Origin of the sequence: Bacillus pfraonensis (genome assembly GCF_050768835.1) — a bacterium.
In the GTDB taxonomy this organism is placed as follows: Bacteria; Bacillota; Bacilli; order Bacillales; family Bacillaceae_G; genus Bacillus_A; species Bacillus_A pfraonensis.
On record NZ_JAHCDO010000016.1, the window covers coordinates 135,809 to 157,095 of the forward strand.

The window sequence follows — 21,287 nt, forward strand, 5'->3', positions numbered from 1 at the left end:
CTTCAATCAGCGGGGGGGTGTCTCCATCCCCCACTGATTGTTAGCCCTCACCAATCGGGCTTTTATGAGCTGTTTATCTCCCACCTAAACTTCTTCGCATTCTCTTAAATTTTGACGTGGAAGTATTACAGCCTGTTAAAGCGGGATAAATGGCAAAAAAAAGATAAGGGACCCCTTATCTTTTCTTATTGCTATATTTTCTCTTCACTTTTTCACGTTCAGTTGCAAGCTTTTTCTTATAGCCTGGCTTAACTTTTTTCGGTTTTTTAACAACTTTTGTTGCCATAATATCCAATTCATTATTTGGTTTCTTACGGTTTTTTCGGCGATGGCGCTCACCTAAATCCGTCCATTCATCTCCACGTAAATCTACATGTTTAAATGTAATATTACGTTGTTGTTCTAAACTATTTAATGCTTCTTCATTTGCTGGATCATAGATTGTCACCGCAATACCTGAATAACCAGCGCGAGCTGTTCTTCCAACACGATGGACAAAGAAATCTAAATCAGAAGGAAGTTCATAGTTAATTACATGACTGATTCCTTCAATATCAATCCCACGTGCAGCTAAGTCTGTCGCTACAATATATTGGAATTCTAAATCACGAATTTGCTTCATCATTTTTTTACGATCCCGCGGTGATAAATCACCATGGATTCGTCCAACTTTTAATCCACGCTCTGTTAATCCATTCGCAACTTCATCTGCCATTTTTTTCGTATTTGTAAAGATAATTGCTAAATATGGCTTAAATTGAAGTAGCATATTTTTCACTAATTCAATCTTATTGCGATGTCTAGAAGGGACTAAATAATGCTCAATATTCCCTGCCGCAACTTGTTTCGGATTAATATGAATGTGCTCTGGATTCTCCATGTACTTCTTCATAAACGGCTTTAACTTTTGAGGAATCGTTGCAGAGAAAACAAGCATTTGTAAGTTTTTAGGCATGCGTGCTGCAATTTTATCTACGTCTTGAATGAATCCCATATCAAGCATTAAATCTGCCTCATCGACAATAATAGTAGATGCTGTATGGACAAATAGCGCTTGTTCTTCTACTAAATCTTTAATACGCCCTGGTGTTCCAACAACAACATGAGGTTGCTTTTTCAGCTTTTCAATGGAGCGTTGTTTATCCGTTCCGCCAATTAAACAACGAGCTGTAATCATTTGATCTTCCGCACAAAACTTTGTTAACTTCACAATCTCTTGATAAATTTGTTGTGCTAACTCACGAGTAGGCGCTGTAATGACAAGTTGTACTTCTTCGCGTTTTGCATCAATTCTGTTTAAAGTTGGAAGTAAGTATGCATGTGTTTTCCCAGAACCCGTTTGGGACTGTCCAATTACACTCACACCTTTTTTCACAACAGGAAAAATTTTCTGTTGAATTTCTGTCGGCTCCGAAAAGCGTAGTTCACGAACTGCATCTATTAAAAATGGTTGGAAATTATACTGTGTAAATGTTTGTAGTGTCATAAGTTACACCTTCTTTCTAAAATTTCTACTGCGCGCACAAATCAGTCAAGTCTACATTATATCGAAATCTAATGGTAAAATCCATCTTTAGTTTTGGTTTTTACTCCAAAAACTAACCTTCTTTCTTTCTATTGCATATCATATGTGTGTATACCTAATCGAAGAAAGGAGGCTTTTTCCTATGTACCCAAGGCCCCCTATGAGGCAAATGCATGCAGGGCAGCAACCATACACCCCGTATCCAATACCTAATTTACCGCCTATGATGCAAAGAAAGAAAGGATTTCTCGCTAAACTATTCAAAAAGCATGATCCTACCGATCCTTTTATGCAAATGATTCCTCCCTATCAACAAATGGAAGGACAGCCGATGATGCATCAACATCAGCAGCCCTATATGCAGCAACCACAACAAATAATGTCACCCCAAATGATGCCACCTCAAATGATGTCACCTCAAATGAATGACGCGAATGAAATGCGTGGCTCAGCACCGGTGACACCTAGTGCTAGTGGTGGTATTGGCAGCTTCTTTTCCAACTTAATTTCCAATCCTACTGGCATGTTAAATAACATTGAAAAGGTCGCTCAAGTTGCCCAATCTGTCGGACCTGTCGTCCAGCAGTACGGACCCATTGTTCGCAGCATACCCAGCATCGTAAAAATTCTCACTTCCGGAAAAGATGCTGCTGAAGAATCAACAGAAGAGGTAGAAATAATCACTACACCTCCACCACCTTCAAAAAAGAAAAAAAAGAAGAAAATAATTTTAGAACCAATTATTGAACAAGACCTTCCGAAAGAGGATATCCCGCGTATGGCAACAAAACCGAAACTATATGTCTAACAATCCTTTGTTTTCTTTCCGCTCCTCCTTTATAATGGAAAAGACTATGTACAAAAAAGGATCCCTTGTTTAGAAGGAGAGGATTACTCACATGAAAATTGTTAAAATTTCCCCTCGTGGTTATTGCTACGGTGTTGTTGATGCGATGGTCATTGCACGCAATGCTGCACTAGATAAAACGTTACCGAGACCCATTTATATTTTAGGTATGATTGTTCACAACAAACATGTAACAGATGCTTTCGAGGAAGACGGCATTATTACATTAGATGGTCCAAGTCGATTAGAGATTTTAGACAAAATTGATTCTGGTACTGTTATTTTCACCGCACATGGCGTTTCTCCAGAAGTTAAAAAACGTGCGAAAGAAAAAGGATTAATGACAATCGATGCAACATGTCCAGACGTTACGAAAACACATGACCTCATTGAAGCAAAAAAAGCGGAAGGATACCATGTGATTTACATTGGTAAAAAGGGACATCCAGAACCAGAAGGTGCCGTTGGTATTGCACCTGATATCGTCCATCTTATTGAAAAGGCAAATGATTTGGAAACACTAGAAATCCCAACAGAGAAAATTTTAGTTACAAATCAAACAACAATGAGCCAATGGGACGTTCAGCACCTGATGGAAGACATTCAGAAAAAATTCCCAACAGCTGAATTTCACAAAGAAATTTGCTTAGCAACACAAGTTCGTCAAGAAGCCGTTGCTAAACAGGCTGATGTGGCTGATTTAACGATTGTTGTTGGTGATCCTAAAAGTAATAACTCAAACCGTTTAGCTCAAGTATCACAAGAAATTGCTGGTACAAAGGCATACCGCGTTGCAGATGTAAGCGAAATTCAATTAGAGTGGCTGCAAGGTATCGAAAACGTCGCTGTTACTGCAGGAGCATCTACACCAACACCGATTACAAAAGAAGTAATCGCCTTTTTAGAACAGTACGATCCGATGAACCCAGCAACCTGGGAACGTAAACGAAACGTACCACTCCAAAAAATCCTGCCGCGTGTAAAGGTAAAAAAACAACAATAAAAAAATCCGTTGCTAATTCGCTAGCAACGGATTTTTTATTACAATGTTTATACAAAAGTAAATGGATCTGTATGTAACTCTGAAGCATGAATTTGCACAGTAAATTTTTTCTCATCCACTTTTTGTTGTAATTGCTTTTGCACACCATGTTTCATTACTTTTTCCACATTATGTCCTGGGTCTACAATATTTAATCCGAGCATCATTGCATCGTGTGCAACATGATAATACATATCGCCTGTTACATATACATCTGCTCCTTTAAATTTCGCTTGCGTAATATATTTATTCCCATCACCGCCAAGCACCGCTACTTTCCGCACTTTGTCGTCTAAATCCCCAACAACTCGTGCCCCTTTTACATCTAATGCCGATTTCACATATTCAGCAAACTGGCCTAATGTCATTTCTTCTTGTAAATATCCAATCTTACCAAGCCCTAATGTTTCTCCCTTATTATCAAGTGGATACACATCATAAGCAACTTCCTCATATGGATGAGCTGTCAACATTGCTTTTATGACTTTTCGTTCTAGGGAGGCTGGTATAATCGTTTCAATCTTCACCTCTTCTACACGCTCTAACTGCCCAGTTTTGCCTATATGAGGATTTGTCCCCTTCCCAGGCATAAACGTACCTATCCCTTCGCTATTAAACGTACAATGGCTATAGTTACCGATATAACCTGCTCCAACATCTCCAAGTGCTTTTCGAACTTCTTCAGCATGCGTTACAGGCACAAATACAACAATCTTTTTCATCTCTTCCGAGTATGTCGGAACAAGTACTTCTGTATTTTGTAATCCTAACGCGTCGGCAAGCAAATCATTTACTCCACCTTTTGCTACATCGACATTTGTATGCGCTGCATAAACAGCGATATCATTTTTAATACAGGTTTCAATAATTCGCCCATAGGCCTTATCTGTATGAATCGCTTTTAATGGATTAAAAATAAGAGGATGATGAGCAATAATTACATTCGCTCCTATTTGAATCGCCTCTTCTACAACTGCTTCTGTAACATCTAATGCGATTAATACATGCTGAACCGGCTTATTTAATGCCCCAATCTGCAAGCCAATCTTGTCACCTTCCATTGCTAGGTGCTTGGGATACATACTTTCAAATAAAGAAATGATCTCATGCCCATTTGGAATTTTACTCATGATAAAACCTCTCCTATCATTTTCATTTTCTCTGCTACTTCATTCCGTTTCGCTTTTGTATCTTCGGAATTTGCTGCACGTTCTAGTTGCTTTAAGATATTTTGAAAGTTTTTTGATTCACCTTCCCATTTCTCAATAAAAGCATCATTTTTTTCCTTCATCAAAAACGGTCCAATAAATAGCTCAGCTTGTTTGTTTTCAGAGTAAGGCGCTAAAGGGTTTCCTTTTTCTCCAACTAAAATTTCATAAATCTTGCCGTCTTCTTTTATAATTTTTTCATGAATAAGCTCCCATCCATTTTCAATGAACCATTCACGAATATGATGTGCAGCAATATTCGGTTGTAAAATCAAACGCGTTACACCTTCTAGTTTTTCTTTTCCAGCCTCTAAAATATCACGAATTAACGCGCCACCCATACCAGCAATCGTAATTACATCAACCTCTCCCGGTGTAATGACAGCTAATCCATTCCCTTTTCGAACATCTATCTTTTCTTGCAAGCCACTTTCTGCTACTGTAGCCTGCGCGGAACGAAATGGCCCATCTACCACTTCTCCCGCTACCGCCTTTGTAGCAATATGATTTATAATTGTATAGCACGGTAAGTACGCATGGTCAGAACCAATGTCTGCAACTTTAGATCCTATCGGAATTTCCCGCACTACTTCTTCTAATCTTTTTGAAAGCTTCACTTCATTCATTTATTTCCATTGCTCCTTCTCTTGTCAGTCTGTCTCCATGATAATGAATTTACAGTAGTTGTTGCAAGTAAAGAAACAAAACAATTCATTTATTTCATCTGATTTTAGGATAAAAAAACAAGCTCCCCGCCAATAAGCAAAGAACTTGTTTTTTGTCGTATTCCATTACATGCGAATCATACAATTCTCACAAATTAAAGGTTCACCTTATTTCTTCTTAGATAACCAATCAGCTACTTTAGAAGCTTGATCAGCTGGAATTAAATTTGGCGGCATATTCCCTTTCCCTTTTACAATAACTTCTTTAATTTCATCTTTGGAAAGTTTTCCACCAACTTTTTGTAAGCTAGGCCCTACCGCACCTTGCAACTGATCACCATGACAGCTCGCACAACTCTGTTTCACAATGTCTTCTGGTTTCGATGCCGTTTGCGCTGGTTTCCCCCCATTTTTTGCATCGGCTAGCTCTTTAGATTTATATAACCCCTCAAACGAAAATACAAACATAATAACAATCCCTATTACAGCAATGAGTGCAAACGGAATCAATGGATTACGTTTCATACTTCTTTCCCCCCTCTACGCCCCTAATAGTTAGATGATTCAGTTATTTCCATTGTACTTGAAAACGCTCTATCAGAAAAGACAAAACTATCAGTTGTTAAAAATATTCCATAAATTCAGTTTATTGATTATCTCTCTTTTATCACATATTATTTTGATAAATATCAACGCTTCTCATCATATTTTTTGTTTTTCTACATATATTTTTGTATAGAATAAACGAAATTAATCGAAAAATCGAAAAATGAGCATTTGCAAATCAAAAGACAATTCTGTAAAATAAATTACAAGAATTGTAATCGCTACTCACAGCTAAATTTTAACAAAAATTAACAAAATAAAAAAGTTTACTTCACAAATGTGAAGTAAACTTAAAAAGAACCCTATTCTAAGAAATCTTTTAAACGTTTGCTACGGCTTGGATGTCTTAATTTACGAAGCGCTTTTGCTTCAATTTGACGAATACGCTCTCTCGTTACGCCGAATACTTTCCCAACTTCTTCAAGCGTACGAGTTCGTCCATCATCTAAACCAAAACGAAGACGTAGAACATTTTCTTCACGATCTGTTAGTGTATCTAACACATCTTCTAATTGTTCTTTTAGCAACTCATACGCTGCATGGTCCGCAGGTGATGTTGCTTCTTGGTCTTCAATAAAATCGCCTAAATGCGAGTCATCCTCTTCACCAATTGGTGTTTCAAGAGAAACTGGCTCTTGTGCAATTTTTAAGATTTCGCGTACTTTTTCTGGAGCAAGATCCATTTCTTCTCCAATCTCTTCTGGAGATGGTTCACGGCCTAAATCTTGTAACAATTGACGCTGTACACGGATTAATTTATTAATTGTTTCAACCATATGAACTGGAATACGAATTGTTCTCGCTTGGTCTGCAATGGCACGTGTAATCGCTTGGCGAATCCACCAAGTTGCATACGTACTGAATTTAAAACCTTTACGATAATCAAACTTTTCAACAGCTTTAATTAGACCCATGTTTCCTTCTTGAATTAAGTCTAAGAAGAGCATACCACGGCCTACATATCGTTTTGCAATACTTACAACAAGACGTAAATTTGCTTCCGCAAGACGGCGCTTCGCTTCTTCATCACCTTCTTCAATGCGCGTTGCTAAGCGAATTTCTTCTTCAGCAGATAGTAGATCGACACGACCGATTTCTTTTAAATACATGCGAACAGGGTCATTGATTTTTACACCTGGTGGCACACTTAAATCATTTAAATCGAATTCCTCTTCGGTTTTTGTGATTTGGTGATTATTCGGACCTTCATCGTTGTCACCAACTAAATCAATTCCTTGTTCACCTAAATATTCATAATATTCATCCATTTGATCGGATTCAATTTCAAATCCATTCATGCGTTCTGCAATCTCTTCATATGTAAGAACGCCACGTTTTTTTCCGAGCTCAGTGAGTTGTTCTTTCACTTGCTCAAGAGTCATATCAGTTTCAATTTGTTTAGAACGAGCTGGTTTATCAGCCATTTGTTCCCCTCCTTACGCGAGATACAAACATTCATTATAATAAAATTTTATACAAAAAGCTATCTTCTTGCTTTCTGATTTTGTAAATATGCTGCATAAAATTTTGCAGCTTCTACTGGATCTGTTTTTTCCATTTGCTTTAATGCAAAAATGGTTTCCATTTTTTTAAGCTTTTGCTTATGGCGGCTTAGCGCCTCTAAGTGACCTTGCAATACCTCATCTGTGTATTCTGGATTAATGAATTCATCCGTTGAAATATTGGTGATAATATTTTTCAATTTCTCATCAGAGAGCCAACTCAAGAAATTTCCGACTGAAGGTTCATTTCCCTTTTCATAATATGCGTATAGTTCATATAAAATCCCTTTATGTTCTTCCGTATGAAAATCTTCTATATGAGGTTCGATACGAAAAGCAACTTCTGCACTTTGTAGCATATGGTAAATGAGCTCTCTTTCTGCTCTTTCAAAACCTGAAAATTTCGGTTTTGCCTGAACGATTTGAGGCGGCTTAGAAATTTGCTTCGTTTGTTTTTGCTGTATCTTTTGTTCTTTGCGATATTGGTGTAATTGGCCTAAAAGTGTTTCCATTGAGTAAGCAAATTCTTGCGATAATGATTTTAAATATGACTCTGCTTGCATTGCATCTTGCAATAATGCTAGCTCCTTTAAAACACTTTTCACATATTCTTCTTTACCAGACTCATCTTGCAAATTTTTCCCTAAACGCAAGTAATTTATTTTGAATCCAACAAAACTTATACTAGCCTTTACAAGATTTTCAAACGCCGCTGTTCCATATTGTTGCACGTATTCATCAGGATCAAGCTTATCTGGCAATGAAGTAACCTTGACGTGACAACCAACCTGCAATAACAATTGCCCTGCTTTCATTGTCGCTTCTCGTCCTGCTTTATCACCATCATAGCAAAGAACAACAGTTTCAACATTACGCCGCAGAAGTTTCGCCTGTTCTTCTGTTAGAGCTGTTCCCATCGTCGCAACTGATTCCTCAATCCCACTTTTTACAGCAGCTAATACGTCAGCATATCCTTCAAATAGAACAACTTGCCCTCGTTTTCTGATAAACGCCCTTGCTTGATGAAAGTTATACAGCAACTTACTTTTGTGAAAAATAGGTGTTTCTGGGCTGTTTAAGTATTTCGGAGTATCATCTCCTAATGCCCTTCCACTAAACGCAGATACTTTCCCTTGTAGTGTGTGAATTGGAAACATAACCCTTCCTCGAAAACGGTCATGATGACTTCCATCTCTTTCACTCCGCACAAGTAAGCCAGCTTGCTCCATGGTTGATAGCGAAAAACCTCTTTTTTGTAATATTTTTGCTGCTGCATCCCAAGCTGGGGATGCATAACCAATTTCAAACTTTGCAATCATCTCTTTTGTAATACCGCGATTTAGCAAATAAGACAGAGCTTCATTGCCCTCTTCTGTATTCACTAAAAGATGGTGATAGTATTTTTTCAAAAGTTCGTGAGCCTGTAACATAATGACACTGTCATCAGATATGTTCTCTTGTTGTTCTTGTCCCAATGTATAATCTACAACCGAAATATTATTTCTTTCTCCAAGCTTTTGCACAGCTTCTATGAAAGAGAGTCCTTCCATCTTCATGAGAAACGAAAAAACATTTCCTCCCTCTCCACATCCGAAGCAATGAAAAATTTGCTTGTCTGAGGAAACAGAAAATGAAGGCGAGTTCTCACCATGGAACGGACAAAGCCCAAAATAATTGCGCCCTTGCTTTCTGAGTTGAACATACTCACCAATCACTTCTACAATATCAGATGATGTCCGAATCTGTTCAACAACTTCTTCGGGAATTCTGTTCCCCATAACTCCATCTCCGTGTCGTATTTTGTATTCGATACAAATTAAAGGATTCCTTTATAATTCGACAATATTTTTTCTAAATTTGTTAAAAAGCATTGTCGATCATGCAGTGAAAATGATTTTGGACCTTTTGTATAGGTCCCTTGTCTGCGTAACTTCGCAGATACATATCTACTATATAAAATTGTATCCATTTGCTCATCAGTCACAAATGTACCTCGTGGAGATAATACATATACTCCTTTTTTTACAAGAAGACCAGCAAGTCCCATATCCTGTGTGATCACGAGATCTGAAGCTTTGGCGTGTTTATAAATATAAAAATCCACCTCATCTTGTTCAGAATCTACATATATCCAATTTCCTTGCTGTTTTCTCGAACGATGGGCGTAGGATGCGACAAACAAAATTTCGACATGAAATTTTGTTCCAACTCGCACAATTTCATCCTTCACAGGACATGCATCTGCATCAACTAGAATCTTCCTGATGTTTTGCATATTTCTGTATTCTACATCCCTTCTGTGAATCCTTCCATAATGTGCGTTTTCTTGTTCAGATTTTTGTCGATTTTACGTAAATGTATACCTTTTTCGTAAATCCTATCCCTAGTTTATTCTGAAAAATTAAAGTCTAAACGTAAAATGTACCTTTTTATCACAATTTTTTATTATAATATATTTTCTCTAACTTCGCTACATATCCTTTAAAATTTCACCCAGCTATTTATAGGTGTAGTACTCCACTTCAAAATCCAAGTAGAATAAAAAAATTAGACGAGAAATAAACTGTCTGTAAAAGCCCGATTGGCAAGAACTAATAAGTAGTGAGGATGAAAAAACACTGATTAAAGTTTCACTTTATCTCGAGCGAAAAAAGCACATTCACCTTTGGTAAATGTGCTAAAACATTTTTTGGTTTTGCACTGCATTCACAATAATATTTGCTGTTTCCTCAATCGCCTTATTTGATACATCAATAACTTGACAGTTTATTTTGTTTACCACTTTCTCAAAATGATCAATTTCTTCTTTAATACGATTGATGTTCGCATATGTTGCTCCATCACTTAACCCAAGTGATTTTAATCGTTCTTTTCGAATGTGATTTAACTTATCCGGTGTAATTTTCAAGCCGAAACATTTTTCTTTTGCAACTTGATATAATTCTTCAGGCGGATCCACTTCTGGTACAAGTGGCACATTCGCAACTTTCAATCGCTTGTTATGAGCTAAATATTGGGAAAGCGGTGTTTTTGAAGTACGTGATACTCCTATCAAAACGATATCCGCTTTTAAAATCCCACGTGCATCTCTACCGTCATCATATTTCACAGCAAACTCGATTGCTTCAATCTTTTTAAAATATTCTTCGTCTAATCTACGTACAACGCCAGGTTCATACCTTGGAACTTGTCCTGTAATCTCCTCAATTTGATCAATAAGAGGACCAATGATATCATAGGCCTCTACTCCCTCTTTTGCCGCTTCCGTTAGCATATATTGACGCATTTCTGGTTTCACTAATGTAAAACAAATAAGTGCTTGATTACTCTTTGCAATTGAAATTACTTCTTTTAATGTCCCCGCATCTTCCACATAGGGTACACGTCTAATATCAGGAGCGAATGGAAACTGTCCCATTGCAGCTCGAACAACTAAATCAGCCGTCTCTCCAACAGAGTCAGATACGACATATACGATTTTATTATCCATTACATTACCTCACTTTAAACAAATTACACTTATTCATTGTTTACTAAATTTACAAATGCACGCGTAATATTTGTTTTTGTAATTCGACCAACAACTTCTAGTCCTTGTTTGGTATCTTTCACAACTGGTACAGCATCAATCTGTCTTTCTATTAATTCCATCGCAACATCATATAGAGAATCCTCCCTACGGCACATTGCGATATTTGGCATCCTTGTCATGATAATATTAACCGGAAGCGATGTTAAATCCTGCTTTCCTAAGCTTGCGCGTAATAAATCTTTACGAGAAACCACCCCGACTAAAAGCGTCGCTTGCTCTACAACAAACAAAGTACCAACATCTTCTAAAAACATAGTACAAATCGCATCGTATACGGAAATATTTTTATCAACTACGACCGGTCTAGATTGATAATCTTGTACTTTAACTTTCTTAACAGCTTCTGATAATAACTGTCCCCCAGTTTTTCCTGTATAAAAATAACCGACACGTGGACGTGCTTCTAAATAACCTGCCATCGTTAAAATCGCTAAGTCAGGTCGTAACGTTGCACGCGTTAAATTTAATTGTGCCGCAATTGATTCCCCTGTAATAGGACCGTGATCTTTTACAATCTGAATGATATGTTCTTGCCGTTTATTCAGTTCTATGATAATCACCACCTTCAATGCACAACGAAAAAAGTTATACTATCTCTTAAATATTATATACTAAATATGCTTTTCGAAAAAGAAAGTATGTAAAAAGGACCTGTATATGGTCCTCGTTATATTTGAAATTTATCAAGTTGCTCAAGAAAACGCCTTGATTTCAAATAGATTCCACAATATTCATCATAATATGCATTTAATACTGTACGCATTTGCCGCTTCGTTCCATCCTTGACAGATACATTACCAAGGCGAGCTAAATCAAAATGATAAAAGAGACGTAACAATTTATGAATCGCCTCTCCTACCGGAATACGGTATGGATCTTGCTCTGCATGGCGCGAGCACAGAAAACCGCCTTCTCGGACAGAGAAGGCGACAAAATCTGCTTCATGGTGACAAATTGCACATGTATCAAAGTATGGATGCATCCCGAGTACTGGGAGCATCTTCGTTTGATAAATTAATGACAATACTTCAGGATCAACACCCTCGCACATATAGTGCAGTGTTTGATATAACATTTCAAATAAGTACGGATTATGTTTCTTATCTTCAGTTGCTTTATCAGTCAATTCAACGATAAATGATGCATAAGCAGTTAAAAATATATCTTCACGAATTTCTTTCATAGATGAAATGATTTCACCTTGTTGCAAAGTTCCAAGTCCAGACCCCATTTGGATCAGAAAGTGACCATGTGTCATAAGTTGCGAAATAGATGCTAACCTACTTTTCGGTTTTTTCGCCCCTCTTGCCATTGCACTTACTTTTCCAAGTTCACGGGAGAATATCGTAACAATTTTATTCGTTTCTCCGTAATCAGTTGTCCGGATAACAATTCCCTCAACTTTTTGAAACATGTTCGTCACCATCCAAGGTTTGAACAAAACGGGTCAAGAAATTGGAGAATCTAGATGCGCTAGCTCCTCTTCATGTTGATCCATCTCATCGTTTACGTCTTTTTCCATTTCTTTCAAAAGCAAATACGTCTCAATGCTTCCTGTCTTGGAGAAAAACTTCCAGGTAAAATCTAGCATAAGAATCCACCTTTCTCAGTAAGCGTAGCATATAAACCAATTTCTTTTGTTGTTATTAAAATGACCCATTTTGTCCATTTTCATGTGAGAAAAATTTTTCCTAATTTCTATTAATACTCATCTTCACGGAAACCAAGATCGCGAAGCTGTGACATTTTATTACGCCAATCTTTTTGTACTTTTACCCATACTTCTAAGAATACTTTTGAACCGAGAAGTGCTTCAATATCAAAACGAGCTCGCTTCCCAACTTCTTTTAGCATCTTCCCTTGTTTTCCGATGATAATTCCTTTTTGTGACGGGCGTTCTACAATAATTGTTGCATTTACATAGACGGCTCCGCCTTCACGTTTTTGAATCGCATCGATCACAACCGCCACCGAATGTGGTACTTCCTCACGTGTTAAGTGAAGCACCTTCTCACGAATCAGTTCTGCAATAATAAATCTCTCAGGATGATCTGTTACTTGATTGTCCGGATAGTATTGTGGCCCTTCTGGTAAATACTTTTTAATCGCTCCAATTAACGATTCAACATTATTACCTTCTAATGCAGAAATCGGAACAATCTCTGCAAACTCATGCAGCTTACGATATTGATCAATTAATTCCAGCAATTTTTCTGGATGAACTTGGTCAATTTTATTAATCACTAAAAATACCGGTTGCTTTGTTTCTTGTAGTTTTTCAATAATAAATTCTTCACCACGACCAAAACCTTCAGCTGCATTAACCATAAACAAAACAATGTCAACTTCTTTTAATGTCGTTTGTGCCATTTTCACCATAAAATCGCCTAGTTTATGCTTTGGCTTATGTATTCCTGGCGTATCAATAAAGATAACTTGTGAATCATTCTCCGTATATACACCTTGAATTTTATTACGTGTTGTTTGTGGTTTGTCGCTCATAATGGCAATTTTTTGACCGATAATACGATTTAAAAATGTAGACTTTCCAACATTCGGTCTGCCAATTATAGAGACAAAACCTGATTTATAACCTTTTCTATTCATGTAAATCCTCCGCTAAAAATGCTCCTGGTAACAATTCTCTGACCGTCGTCTCCTGAATGTCACCATGTAAATTTGATAAGTATACTTTCGTATCCTGTTTACATAATTCTATCATAACTTGACGGCACGCTCCACAAGGAGGTACTGGCCGGTTTGTATCCGCCACAACCGCTATCGCTACAAATGCTTTATCTCCTTCAGAAATCGCTTTAAATAAAGCCGTTCTTTCTGCACAATTACATAATCCATATGATGCATTTTCAACATTACATCCACGGTATACTTTTCCATCTTCCGTTAATAATGCTGCACCTACTTGAAACTTAGAATATGGTACATACGCCTGTTTACGCGCTTCGATTGCTTCTTGAATTAATTCTTTGCTGTTCATACCCTCGCATCCTTTCCGCTTTCAATTGTGAAAAGATAAAATGAAACTTTCATTAACGGCGTTCTTACCATTACCAAAGCATAACAAAAGCTTTGGAATGCAACTATACCATATAAGGTAAAAAGATAATAGCACCAATTATAACAGCTATAATAGTAAATAATAGCACTGCACCGGCAGCAACATCCTTTGCAATTTTAGCAAATGTTTTAAAATCCGCTGTGGCTAAATCAACCGTTTTTTCAACTGCCGTATTAACCATTTCCAAACTCATTACAATTCCAATTGTAATGAGTAATATGAGCCATTCCGTTATCGTTACATGGAAATAAAAGCCGCAGCATATAACAATAACTGCGGCCCAAAAATGAATTTTCATATTGCGTTCGTGACGAAGACAAAAGTATATACCAGCTATAGCATATCCAAAACTATTTATAAGTTTTCCTTTTTTCATCTACCTAATCCAAATGCCTCTAAAATTTCTTTTTGTTTTCCAAACATTTCTTTTTCATCTTCATCTGTCATATGATCATAACCAAGTAAATGTAAGAATCCATGTAACGCTAAAAACCCTAGCTCACGATCAAAAGAATGTCCATATTCTTCAGCCTGTTCTTTCGCCCTTGGAATAGAAATAATAAGATCCCCTAGCATACGCGGCATTTCCACGCCAACGATCTCCATCTCACCTTCTCCCATATCCTCCATTGCAAAAGAAATAACGTCTGTCGGTTGATCCTTATCGCGATAATCACGATTAATTTCTTGAATACGTTCATTATCAACAAACGTAACAGAAAGCTCTGTTCCGTCTTCTACGTTCTCCATTCGTGCAGCTTGCTCTAAAAGATTGCGAATCATACTCACATATTCTTCTTTCACTTCTTCTGTTTCATCAAAAAAATCTATTAATAAACTCATTCTGTCACCTTTTCTTCCGGTGGTTCCGGATATTTAATACGAGAATGGAAAATACCATTTAACGTTTCACATAAAGTTTTCCCAACAATTTGTAATTCTTTAAATGTCAAATTACATTCACTAAACTGTCCATCCTGCAGGCGATCTTTTATAATACTTTGTACTAAATTATTAATTTGTTCTGGTGTTGGATGGTTCATAGAACGCACTGCCGCTTCGACGCTATCCGCAATCCCAACAATTGCAGACTCTTTTGAAGTCGCTTTTGATCCTGGATAACGGAACATTTCTTCTGTATATTTCTCTTTATCTTCTTTAATTGCTTTATAGTAAAAATATTTGAGTAATGTCGTTCCATGATGCTGTCCTGCAATATCAATAATTTCTTGCGGAATATGATGTTCTTCTAACATCCTTACTCCATTTGTCACATGAGCAATAATAATATCTCTACTCGTTTCAGGATCTAATTTATCATGCGGGTTTTCAATCCCCATTTGATTTTCTATAAAGAAATGAGGTTGCAACGTTTTTCCAATATCATGGTAATACGCACCAACACGCGCTAAAACTCCATTCGCTCCAACAGCCTCACAAGCCGCTTCAGAAAGGTTAGCAACCATAACACTATGGTGATATGTTCCCGGTGCTTCTAACAAAATTTTTCGAAGGAGCGGATGATTTGGGCTTGAAAGCTCCATAAGTTTCATACTTGATACAATTCCAAGACCGCTTTCTAAATATGGTAAAATTCCCATGGCTAAAATGGAAGAAATAATCCCAGAAGCTGCCGCCATTAGTAGCTGCGAGCCAATTTCAAGTGGTGAAAAATTACCATTTCGTAAGAGTAACAACGCAGCTAATACAACTACATTTAAAACAGAAACAAGGATACCCGCCTGTAAAATCATCGTACGTCGATTTTTTTCTCTCAAAAAGATGCTAACAGATAAAGAACTTAGTAAAACATAAATACCTACATTATAGTTCAGTGTGCTCGTTACACCTTCGTTAAACAGAATACTACTGCATACAGAAAAAATCACACTTGTAATAAAAACGAAACGATCGCCAATCATTAACTTTACAAGTATTGTTCCCATCGCAACCGGAACAATATATGCAATACCAGCGTATTCTAGTTTTTGGAATAAACTAATGATTTTCATCAAAACAACTGTAATCGCTACAATCGTTGTATAAGCTAAAATATATGGTTTCTCTTCTCTTTTCAATTTTAAAAACAATTCAAATTGTTTATGCATGAAGAATAAGAGCACACCAATAAAAATTGCTAATCCTACAAATGGTTGGAATGTATTTCCATGTTCAAGAAGTCCAACTAATTTCAACTGATCATATACTTCTCTTGTAATTGTGTCGCCTTCTTTAACAAGAATTTGCCCTTGCAAAATATGCACTGACGCTACCCCATCCATCGCCTTTTGTTTTTGTTCTTTTGTAGCAACTGAATCATAGAAATAGTTCGCTTCAATTGCATATTTCCCAAGCGTGTTAAGCGCTTCTTTTAAATCACTATTCACATTAACATTACGTATTTCATTAACAAAGCGCTCTTTCGCTTCATTTTCCTCATTCATTTTAATATGCGTACTCATAATATTATTGATTGCTGTCACAACAGCATCCCTTGCCAACGTCAATTGATCCTGTTCAGCGTTCACCAACTGTAACAGTACAGAATCAGATAAACTTTTTGTTAAATCCGTAGGCAATTTCTTTTTTAGCTTTTCTAATCGTTCCGCAGCAGAAATCTTTTTCTGTTCATCAGGACCGGCAGCCTTCGTCTCAGCTTCCACTTCTTCTATCGCACCAAAGACAGAGTTTACAATATCTACTTTATTTTGCTTGTATTCACTTCGATATGTATATTGGTCTTCAACCTTTTGAGCAGCTTCTCTCTTCTTTTTATCCGTCGTTACTTTATCTTCGATTTTGATAGGAGAGTGGATTGTTTGTTTAGAAATAGATAGCATTTTAACATCTAGTTGCTCTGGTTTCACATTGTTCATAAGTGCAAAAAACAGTACCGCTCCTAATAAAATATAAGAAATCCAGCTTAATTTTTTCGAATGTTGTATGTTACGAAACCACCTAGAAATTTCTTGAGATCTTGACATGATTTCAATACCTTCTCCTCTCCAGACATAAAGTGAAACTTGAATCAATCGAGAGTTTTCTTCAGCTCTACTAATGATTCACAATCACAAATACATAAATCTACTTGTCCATCCTCTAATGATAGTAAAAAATAAGCTATTCGCCAACCCTTTCATCTATCATACAAAAAGAAATGATCCTTACAAATAGGATCATTCCATTTTATCATATGCCTCGATAATCCGCTGCACAAGTGGATGTCTTACAACGTCAGATTGATCTAATTTAACAAATGAAATCCCCGATACACCTGATAGAACATGTGCAGCAATTGAAAGTCCTGACTTTACCCCCTTCGGTAAGTCAACCTGCGATGGATCACCAGTAACCACCATTTTTGAACTAAAACCTAGGCGAGTTAAAAACATTTTAATTTGAGCACCTGTTGTATTTTGAGCTTCATCTAAAATAACGAAAGAATCATCCAGCGTTCGCCCTCTCATATATGCAAGAGGCGCAATTTCAATCGTCCCTCTCTCCATCATACGTTGCGTATACTCTTGCCCAAGAATATCATGAAGCGCATCATATAAAGGACGTAAATAAGGATCTACTTTCTCTTTTAAGTCCCCTGGTAAAAAACCTAAGCTTTCACCTGCTTCTACAGCTGGTCTTGTTAAAATAATCTTTTTTACATACCCTTGCTTTAAAGCTCGCACAGCCATTACCACAGCTAAATAGGTCTTCCCTGTACCAGCAGGACCTATTCCAAATACAATATCATTCTTCTTCAACGCATGAATATACTGCCTTTGTCCCATCGTCTTTACACGGATGGATTTACCCTTTGCTGTTTTAAAAATTTCCTCTTCATATAGCTCTTCAAAATGAGCTATTTTTCCTTGACGGCCAAGCTGAATTGCATATGCAACATCCCGCTCAGAGATTGATACACCTTTACGAATAACAGCAAGTAATTGCTGTAAGATTTTTTCAACAAGCGCCACTGCTTCATCTGTTCCAGATACACGGACAGATTCACCTCGCGTTACAATAGATACGGCAAGTTCTCGTTCAATTACTTTTAAATGCGCATCATTCACTCCAAATAGAGCAATTGCTTCATTATGATTTTCCACTTGTTGATTCATTTCTACTAATTGTTCTGCCATTACTCAGTCTCCTTGAATGTCGGATTCGGATATCGGTTGTGGCTCTGCAATATTTTCAATCACTGTATAATGTAATGTTACTCTTAACTGATTCGCCTCAACCTCTTTATGCAAAATCTTATCACTTACAATCATAGCATGTTCATCCAATTTTTTCTTCAGTTCTTTTTCAGCCATTTCTCTCGCTACTCGCATTGCTTGTTTGTCTGTATATTCACGGTTCGCTTCTTCCTCTTCGCGAACAATTTCCTTTTCATAAGAAATAGGTAATGTAAAACCGAGTAGCTTCACATCGTGTTTAACATTTTCAGTACGAGAGCGCTTATACTTATCATGCTGAAATCCCCATATTTTTATTTTAACACTTCCAAGACGAAGATAATGCTCATTATATGAATTTCCTGTATATACTTGAAACGTTGTTTTTAAAGGAACTGTCACCTCTGATTCATACCACGTTTCTCCATATACAATTCCTTTAGCAGAAACAATTGTTGGATTATCCTCCTTTCCAAACATCCCCGACACAAGAAGTTGTCCCTTTTGCACATAATCATTTTTCATTACAACTGGTTTTCCGGTTTCCACAAATGTCTTAGTGATAATTGCCTCTTTCTTTGCAACTAAATTTTGTGGTTTTCGCTCTTTTTCCTTCTCCGGCTCATTTTTTTCAACGATTTTAAAATGATATGTTGTCCCCTTTATTTCTAGACCCGCCCACGTAATGGCATTAATATTATCTGTTAAATGACGCTGAACATCCTCTACACTAGGCATTTGAAATTGCAGTCTTCCTTTTTTAATACCCATTTTGTCCAATTCTTTCATAAGAATATATTCCGTTTCCGGTTTTGCCCCTGTAACTTCAATTTTCCAAACCATATTTGATAAAGCGATTATACCGAAAAAAAAGATAAGAAATCCGATTAAAAAACCACTATTCTTGAGCAAACGCTTATTCCAAAACGGAAAGCCGAAACGCCCAATAAAGTATAGTTTACATTCATTTTTCCGATAGATAGGTCTCAGTCGCTTTACATCACGAAGTAACATACAAAATACTAATGTATCCTCTGTAATCTTCTTTACATCCCATACAAGCAAATTTCTGCGTACACACTCATTAATAAATCGTTCCACTCCTCTACCTTCAATTCGAACTTTTACATACCCAATCCACCGGGTAAACCATTGATTTTTCATCGTTCGCCCCACTACCTTTCTCAAAAAGCACAGGTGTTACGTCACTACTCTACTCAGTGCTTTCCTCACCGTTTATCATTCAAATAGCTCGTACGAAACGAAATAAGAAGAAAAACTTCACGAATGGAAGTTTCATTATGAGTTATCTTTCTTCTCATCTTCTAAAAACGTTACTTGTTCAATAACCCCTTCCAACAAAAGCTCCTCTGGAAGAATTGTTTTAATAACAAATGATTGCCCCTTTATTAATAATTGACCATGCTTCAATAACAACCGCACTTCTTTATCTGTAAATACTAATAACCCTCGATGATTTTCTATATAAATATGTACTTGCCCGACAAGGGTAATACGAGGTAGATCCATTAGTACATCCACTGGTAGGTCTATTTGCTTCGTGAGCCAATTTTTCATTTGCACCAATTTCTTCATCTCCAAGACCCCCTCTCATCCCATATGTATGAAAAAAGAGCTTGTAATATCACGTCCAAACAGAAAAAAGCATAAAAAAGCGTCTCATTTCTCATGAGACGCTTTTTTATGCTAATAGCTGTGCAACCAGCTTATTCACTTGCGATCCGTCTGCTTTACCTTTTACTTTCGGCATAACAGCACTCATCACTTTACCCATATCTGCTTTAGAAGCAGCACCAACATCAGCAATAACTTGCTTAATTACGCCCGCAAGTTCTTCCTCTGTTAATTGCTCCGGCAAATACGTGTCTAAAATCTGAATTTCACTTTGCAGTTTATCAACAAGGTCATCACGACCCGCTTTTTTAAATTCAAGGAGGGAGTCCTTACGCTGTTTTACTTCACGAGTTAAAACTGTTAATTCCTCTTCTTCAGTAAGAGTTTGTTGCAGTTTAATTCCTTCATTTTGCAAAGCAGCCTTAACCATACGAATGACGGTTAATTTTTCTTTTTGTTTATTCTTCATCGCTTGTTTCATATCATCGTTTAAACGACCGAGAAGACTCATAACTTACACCCTCTCTTAGAATTTACGCTTTCTTGCCGCTTCAGATTTCTTCTTACGTTTTACACTTGGTTTTTCATAAAACTCGCGCTTTCTTGCTTCAGCAAGTGTACCAGTTTTAGAAACCGATCTTTTAAAACGGCGAAGTGCATCCTCCAAAGACTCGTTTTTACGAACGACTGTTTTTGACATTCTCTTTCCCTCCCTCCGAAACATCACACTTACATACTAACTTCAGCATGCAAAAAGAAACACTTCTTCAGCATGTCTTTTACGATTATAATACATTTTGTCACTTCAGGTCAACTATTTGACAGAATAAAAGAAGAGTAGGTGCTCTTCCTTTTTCCAAAATCTATTTAAATTACGTGTTACAACTATTATTTTTTACTTTTTAAACGGATAAATTTATAAAAGAATACCGAACATTTTGCCCCTCAGTCGAGACAAAAACGAGTCGCTTCCGCTTTTATTTTATCCAGCTCCAGCGACTAGAACAATCGGTCGTTCCACTCTTTCTTACGGGGCAAAAAGCGCCTCGTAGGAAAGAGTTCCAACGTCCTCATGTTCTAAACGAATCGCTTCCGCTTTTATATTAATAATCAGTTGTTGCTGTTTTTCCACTTACCAGTGCTACGCCTGCACTTGTACCAATACGCGTTGCTCCCGCTTCTATCATCGCATCCATATCTTGTCCGTTACGAACACCACCTGAAGCTTTCACGCCGATTTCCGGTCCGACTGTTTTTCTCATTAACGCTACATCTTCTACTGTTGCTCCGCCCGTTGAGAATCCAGTTGATGTTTTTACGAAATCTACGCCTGCTTTTACAGACAATTCACAAGCTCGAACTTTTTCTTCTTCTGTTAATAGACATGTTTCAATAATAATTTTCACAAGCG

The 21,287-nt window shown here is 37.1% G+C and carries 24 protein-coding genes; 2 read left to right on the plus strand and 22 right to left on the minus strand.

Going from position 1 to position 21,287, the window contains the following annotated elements; translation table 11 throughout:
* Positions 1–175: 175 nt before the first annotated feature.
* A complete protein-coding gene (locus KFD70_RS17325) occupies positions 176–1,486 on the minus strand; it encodes a DEAD/DEAH box helicase (protein ID WP_336450118.1) in 1,311 nt (436 codons plus the stop codon).
* Between the two features lie 181 nt (positions 1,487–1,667).
* On the opposite strand from KFD70_RS17325, the gene vrrA reads away from it, so the two are divergent.
* Both vrrA and KFD70_RS17335 read left to right on the plus strand, forming a co-directional pair.
* Entirely contained in the window at positions 1,668–2,333 is a 666-nt protein-coding gene (gene vrrA / locus KFD70_RS17330; RefSeq protein ID WP_336450119.1) for a VrrA/YqfQ family protein, read from the plus strand.
* Between the two features lie 91 nt (positions 2,334–2,424).
* Positions 2,425–3,375 (plus strand): 4-hydroxy-3-methylbut-2-enyl diphosphate reductase, encoded by a 951-nt coding sequence (locus KFD70_RS17335; RefSeq protein ID WP_336450120.1) that lies wholly within the window; start codon positions 2,425–2,427, stop codon positions 3,373–3,375.
* 47 nt (positions 3,376–3,422) lie between these two features.
* Here the strand turns inward: KFD70_RS17335 and KFD70_RS17340 are convergent, their stop codons facing one another.
* The 21 genes from KFD70_RS17340 to deoC all read right to left on the minus strand — a co-directional run.
* Complete coding sequence (locus KFD70_RS17340; protein ID WP_336450121.1) at positions 3,423–4,544, minus strand: Nif3-like dinuclear metal center hexameric protein; 1,122 nt, start codon at positions 4,542–4,544, stop codon at positions 3,423–3,425.
* On the minus strand, positions 4,541–5,248 hold the full coding sequence (locus tag KFD70_RS17345; protein WP_336450122.1) for a tRNA (adenine(22)-N(1))-methyltransferase: 708 nt from the start codon (positions 5,246–5,248) through the stop codon (positions 4,541–4,543). The genes KFD70_RS17340 and KFD70_RS17345 overlap by 4 nt, the downstream gene beginning before the upstream one ends.
* 207 nt (positions 5,249–5,455) lie before the next feature.
* Positions 5,456–5,812: a cytochrome c550 gene (gene cccA, locus KFD70_RS17350; protein WP_336450123.1), complete on the minus strand. Its 357-nt coding sequence runs from the start codon at positions 5,810–5,812 to the stop codon at positions 5,456–5,458.
* Positions 5,813–6,195: 383 nt separating this feature from the next.
* Positions 6,196–7,317 carry an RNA polymerase sigma factor RpoD gene (gene rpoD, locus KFD70_RS17355; RefSeq protein ID WP_003200669.1) on the minus strand — a complete coding sequence of 374 codons (1,122 nt, stop codon included), beginning with the start codon at positions 7,315–7,317 and terminating at the stop codon, positions 6,196–6,198.
* A 59-nt stretch (positions 7,318–7,376) separates the two neighbouring features.
* The gene (gene dnaG / locus KFD70_RS17360) at positions 7,377–9,173 is read right to left on the minus strand and encodes a DNA primase (protein ID WP_336450124.1); all 1,797 of its coding nucleotides are present in this window, start codon (positions 9,171–9,173) and stop codon (positions 7,377–7,379) included.
* 38 nt (positions 9,174–9,211) lie between these two features.
* Positions 9,212–9,670 (minus strand): YaiI/YqxD family protein, encoded by a 459-nt coding sequence (locus KFD70_RS17365; protein WP_336450125.1) that lies wholly within the window; start codon positions 9,668–9,670, stop codon positions 9,212–9,214.
* A gap of 402 nt (positions 9,671–10,072) precedes the next feature.
* The gene (locus KFD70_RS17370) at positions 10,073–10,885 is read right to left on the minus strand and encodes a pyruvate, water dikinase regulatory protein (RefSeq protein WP_336450126.1); all 813 of its coding nucleotides are present in this window, start codon (positions 10,883–10,885) and stop codon (positions 10,073–10,075) included.
* 29 nt (positions 10,886–10,914) lie between these two features.
* On the minus strand, positions 10,915–11,547 hold the full coding sequence (gene ccpN / locus KFD70_RS17375) for a transcriptional regulator CcpN (protein WP_336450619.1): 633 nt from the start codon (positions 11,545–11,547) through the stop codon (positions 10,915–10,917).
* 107 nt (positions 11,548–11,654) lie between these two features.
* Positions 11,655–12,401 (minus strand): DNA repair protein RecO, encoded by a 747-nt coding sequence (recO, locus tag KFD70_RS17380; RefSeq protein ID WP_431613248.1) that lies wholly within the window; start codon positions 12,399–12,401, stop codon positions 11,655–11,657.
* Between the two features lie 33 nt (positions 12,402–12,434).
* Entirely contained in the window at positions 12,435–12,578 is a 144-nt protein-coding gene (locus tag KFD70_RS17385; protein ID WP_000883924.1) for a YqzL family protein, read from the minus strand.
* Between the two features lie 110 nt (positions 12,579–12,688).
* Positions 12,689–13,594, minus strand: coding sequence for a GTPase Era (era, locus tag KFD70_RS17390; RefSeq protein ID WP_336450128.1), 906 nt, complete (start codon positions 13,592–13,594; stop codon positions 12,689–12,691).
* A complete protein-coding gene (locus tag KFD70_RS17395; RefSeq protein ID WP_336450129.1) occupies positions 13,587–13,985 on the minus strand; it encodes a cytidine deaminase in 399 nt (132 codons plus the stop codon). Before KFD70_RS17395 ends, era begins: the two co-directional genes overlap by 8 nt.
* A gap of 103 nt (positions 13,986–14,088) precedes the next feature.
* On the minus strand, positions 14,089–14,442 hold the full coding sequence (locus KFD70_RS17400) for a diacylglycerol kinase family protein (protein WP_336450130.1): 354 nt from the start codon (positions 14,440–14,442) through the stop codon (positions 14,089–14,091).
* The gene (gene ybeY / locus KFD70_RS17405; RefSeq protein ID WP_336450131.1) at positions 14,439–14,909 is read right to left on the minus strand and encodes an rRNA maturation RNase YbeY; all 471 of its coding nucleotides are present in this window, start codon (positions 14,907–14,909) and stop codon (positions 14,439–14,441) included. The genes KFD70_RS17400 and ybeY overlap by 4 nt, the downstream gene beginning before the upstream one ends.
* On the minus strand, positions 14,906–17,050 hold the full coding sequence (locus KFD70_RS17410) for an HD family phosphohydrolase (protein ID WP_431613249.1): 2,145 nt from the start codon (positions 17,048–17,050) through the stop codon (positions 14,906–14,908). Before KFD70_RS17410 ends, ybeY begins: the two co-directional genes overlap by 4 nt.
* A 192-nt stretch (positions 17,051–17,242) precedes the next feature.
* Positions 17,243–18,202, minus strand: a complete 960-nt coding sequence (locus KFD70_RS17415) for a PhoH family protein (RefSeq protein ID WP_336450133.1) — start codon at positions 18,200–18,202, stop codon at positions 17,243–17,245.
* A gap of 3 nt (positions 18,203–18,205) precedes the next feature.
* Positions 18,206–19,405: a sporulation protein YqfD gene (yqfD, locus tag KFD70_RS17420; protein WP_336450134.1), complete on the minus strand. Its 1,200-nt coding sequence runs from the start codon at positions 19,403–19,405 to the stop codon at positions 18,206–18,208.
* Positions 19,406–19,540: 135 nt separating this feature from the next.
* A complete protein-coding gene (gene yqfC / locus KFD70_RS17425) occupies positions 19,541–19,837 on the minus strand; it encodes a sporulation protein YqfC (protein ID WP_336450135.1) in 297 nt (98 codons plus the stop codon).
* A 106-nt stretch (positions 19,838–19,943) separates the two neighbouring features.
* Positions 19,944–20,387 carry a GatB/YqeY domain-containing protein gene (locus KFD70_RS17430; RefSeq protein ID WP_336450136.1) on the minus strand — a complete coding sequence of 148 codons (444 nt, stop codon included), beginning with the start codon at positions 20,385–20,387 and terminating at the stop codon, positions 19,944–19,946.
* A gap of 15 nt (positions 20,388–20,402) precedes the next feature.
* Complete coding sequence (rpsU, locus tag KFD70_RS17435) at positions 20,403–20,576, minus strand: 30S ribosomal protein S21 (RefSeq protein ID WP_000048061.1); 174 nt, start codon at positions 20,574–20,576, stop codon at positions 20,403–20,405.
* A 403-nt stretch (positions 20,577–20,979) separates the two neighbouring features.
* Positions 20,980–21,287, minus strand: a 308-nt coding sequence (deoC, locus tag KFD70_RS17440) for a deoxyribose-phosphate aldolase (protein WP_431613250.1), incomplete at its 5' end; no start/stop codon positions are given.

Bases quoted from the DNA above. Each gene is read 5' to 3' on its own strand.
- KFD70_RS17325 (WP_336450118.1), bottom strand. From the start codon at position 1,486: ATGACACTACAAACATTTACACAGTATAATTTCCAACCATTTTTAATA.
- vrrA (WP_336450119.1), top strand. From the start codon at position 1,668: ATGTACCCAAGGCCCCCTATGAGGCAAATGCATGCAGGGCAGCAACCA.
- KFD70_RS17335 (WP_336450120.1), top strand. From the start codon at position 2,425: ATGAAAATTGTTAAAATTTCCCCTCGTGGTTATTGCTACGGTGTTGTT.
- KFD70_RS17340 (WP_336450121.1), bottom strand. From the start codon at position 4,544: ATGAGTAAAATTCCAAATGGGCATGAGATCATTTCTTTATTTGAAAGT.
- KFD70_RS17345 (WP_336450122.1), bottom strand. From the start codon at position 5,248: ATGAATGAAGTGAAGCTTTCAAAAAGATTAGAAGAAGTAGTGCGGGAA.
- cccA (WP_336450123.1), bottom strand. From the start codon at position 5,812: ATGAAACGTAATCCATTGATTCCGTTTGCACTCATTGCTGTAATAGGG.
- rpoD (WP_003200669.1), bottom strand. From the start codon at position 7,317: ATGGCTGATAAACCAGCTCGTTCTAAACAAATTGAAACTGATATGACT.
- dnaG (WP_336450124.1), bottom strand. From the start codon at position 9,173: ATGGGGAACAGAATTCCCGAAGAAGTTGTTGAACAGATTCGGACATCA.
- KFD70_RS17365 (WP_336450125.1), bottom strand. From the start codon at position 9,670: ATGCAAAACATCAGGAAGATTCTAGTTGATGCAGATGCATGTCCTGTG.
- KFD70_RS17370 (WP_336450126.1), bottom strand. From the start codon at position 10,885: ATGGATAATAAAATCGTATATGTCGTATCTGACTCTGTTGGAGAGACG.
- recO (WP_431613248.1), bottom strand. From the start codon at position 12,401: ATGTTTCAAAAAGTTGAGGGAATTGTTATCCGGACAACTGATTACGGA.
- KFD70_RS17385 (WP_000883924.1), bottom strand. From the start codon at position 12,578: ATGCTAGATTTTACCTGGAAGTTTTTCTCCAAGACAGGAAGCATTGAG.
- era (WP_336450128.1), bottom strand. From the start codon at position 13,594: ATGAATAGAAAAGGTTATAAATCAGGTTTTGTCTCTATAATTGGCAGA.
- KFD70_RS17395 (WP_336450129.1), bottom strand. From the start codon at position 13,985: ATGAACAGCAAAGAATTAATTCAAGAAGCAATCGAAGCGCGTAAACAG.
- KFD70_RS17400 (WP_336450130.1), bottom strand. From the start codon at position 14,442: ATGAAAAAAGGAAAACTTATAAATAGTTTTGGATATGCTATAGCTGGT.
- ybeY (WP_336450131.1), bottom strand. From the start codon at position 14,909: ATGAGTTTATTAATAGATTTTTTTGATGAAACAGAAGAAGTGAAAGAA.
- KFD70_RS17410 (WP_431613249.1), bottom strand. From the start codon at position 17,050: ATGTCAAGATCTCAAGAAATTTCTAGGTGGTTTCGTAACATACAACAT.
- KFD70_RS17415 (WP_336450133.1), bottom strand. From the start codon at position 18,202: ATGGCAGAACAATTAGTAGAAATGAATCAACAAGTGGAAAATCATAAT.
- yqfD (WP_336450134.1), bottom strand. From the start codon at position 19,405: ATGAAAAATCAATGGTTTACCCGGTGGATTGGGTATGTAAAAGTTCGA.
- yqfC (WP_336450135.1), bottom strand. From the start codon at position 19,837: ATGAAGAAATTGGTGCAAATGAAAAATTGGCTCACGAAGCAAATAGAC.
- KFD70_RS17430 (WP_336450136.1), bottom strand. From the start codon at position 20,387: ATGAGTCTTCTCGGTCGTTTAAACGATGATATGAAACAAGCGATGAAG.
- rpsU (WP_000048061.1), bottom strand. From the start codon at position 20,576: ATGTCAAAAACAGTCGTTCGTAAAAACGAGTCTTTGGAGGATGCACTT.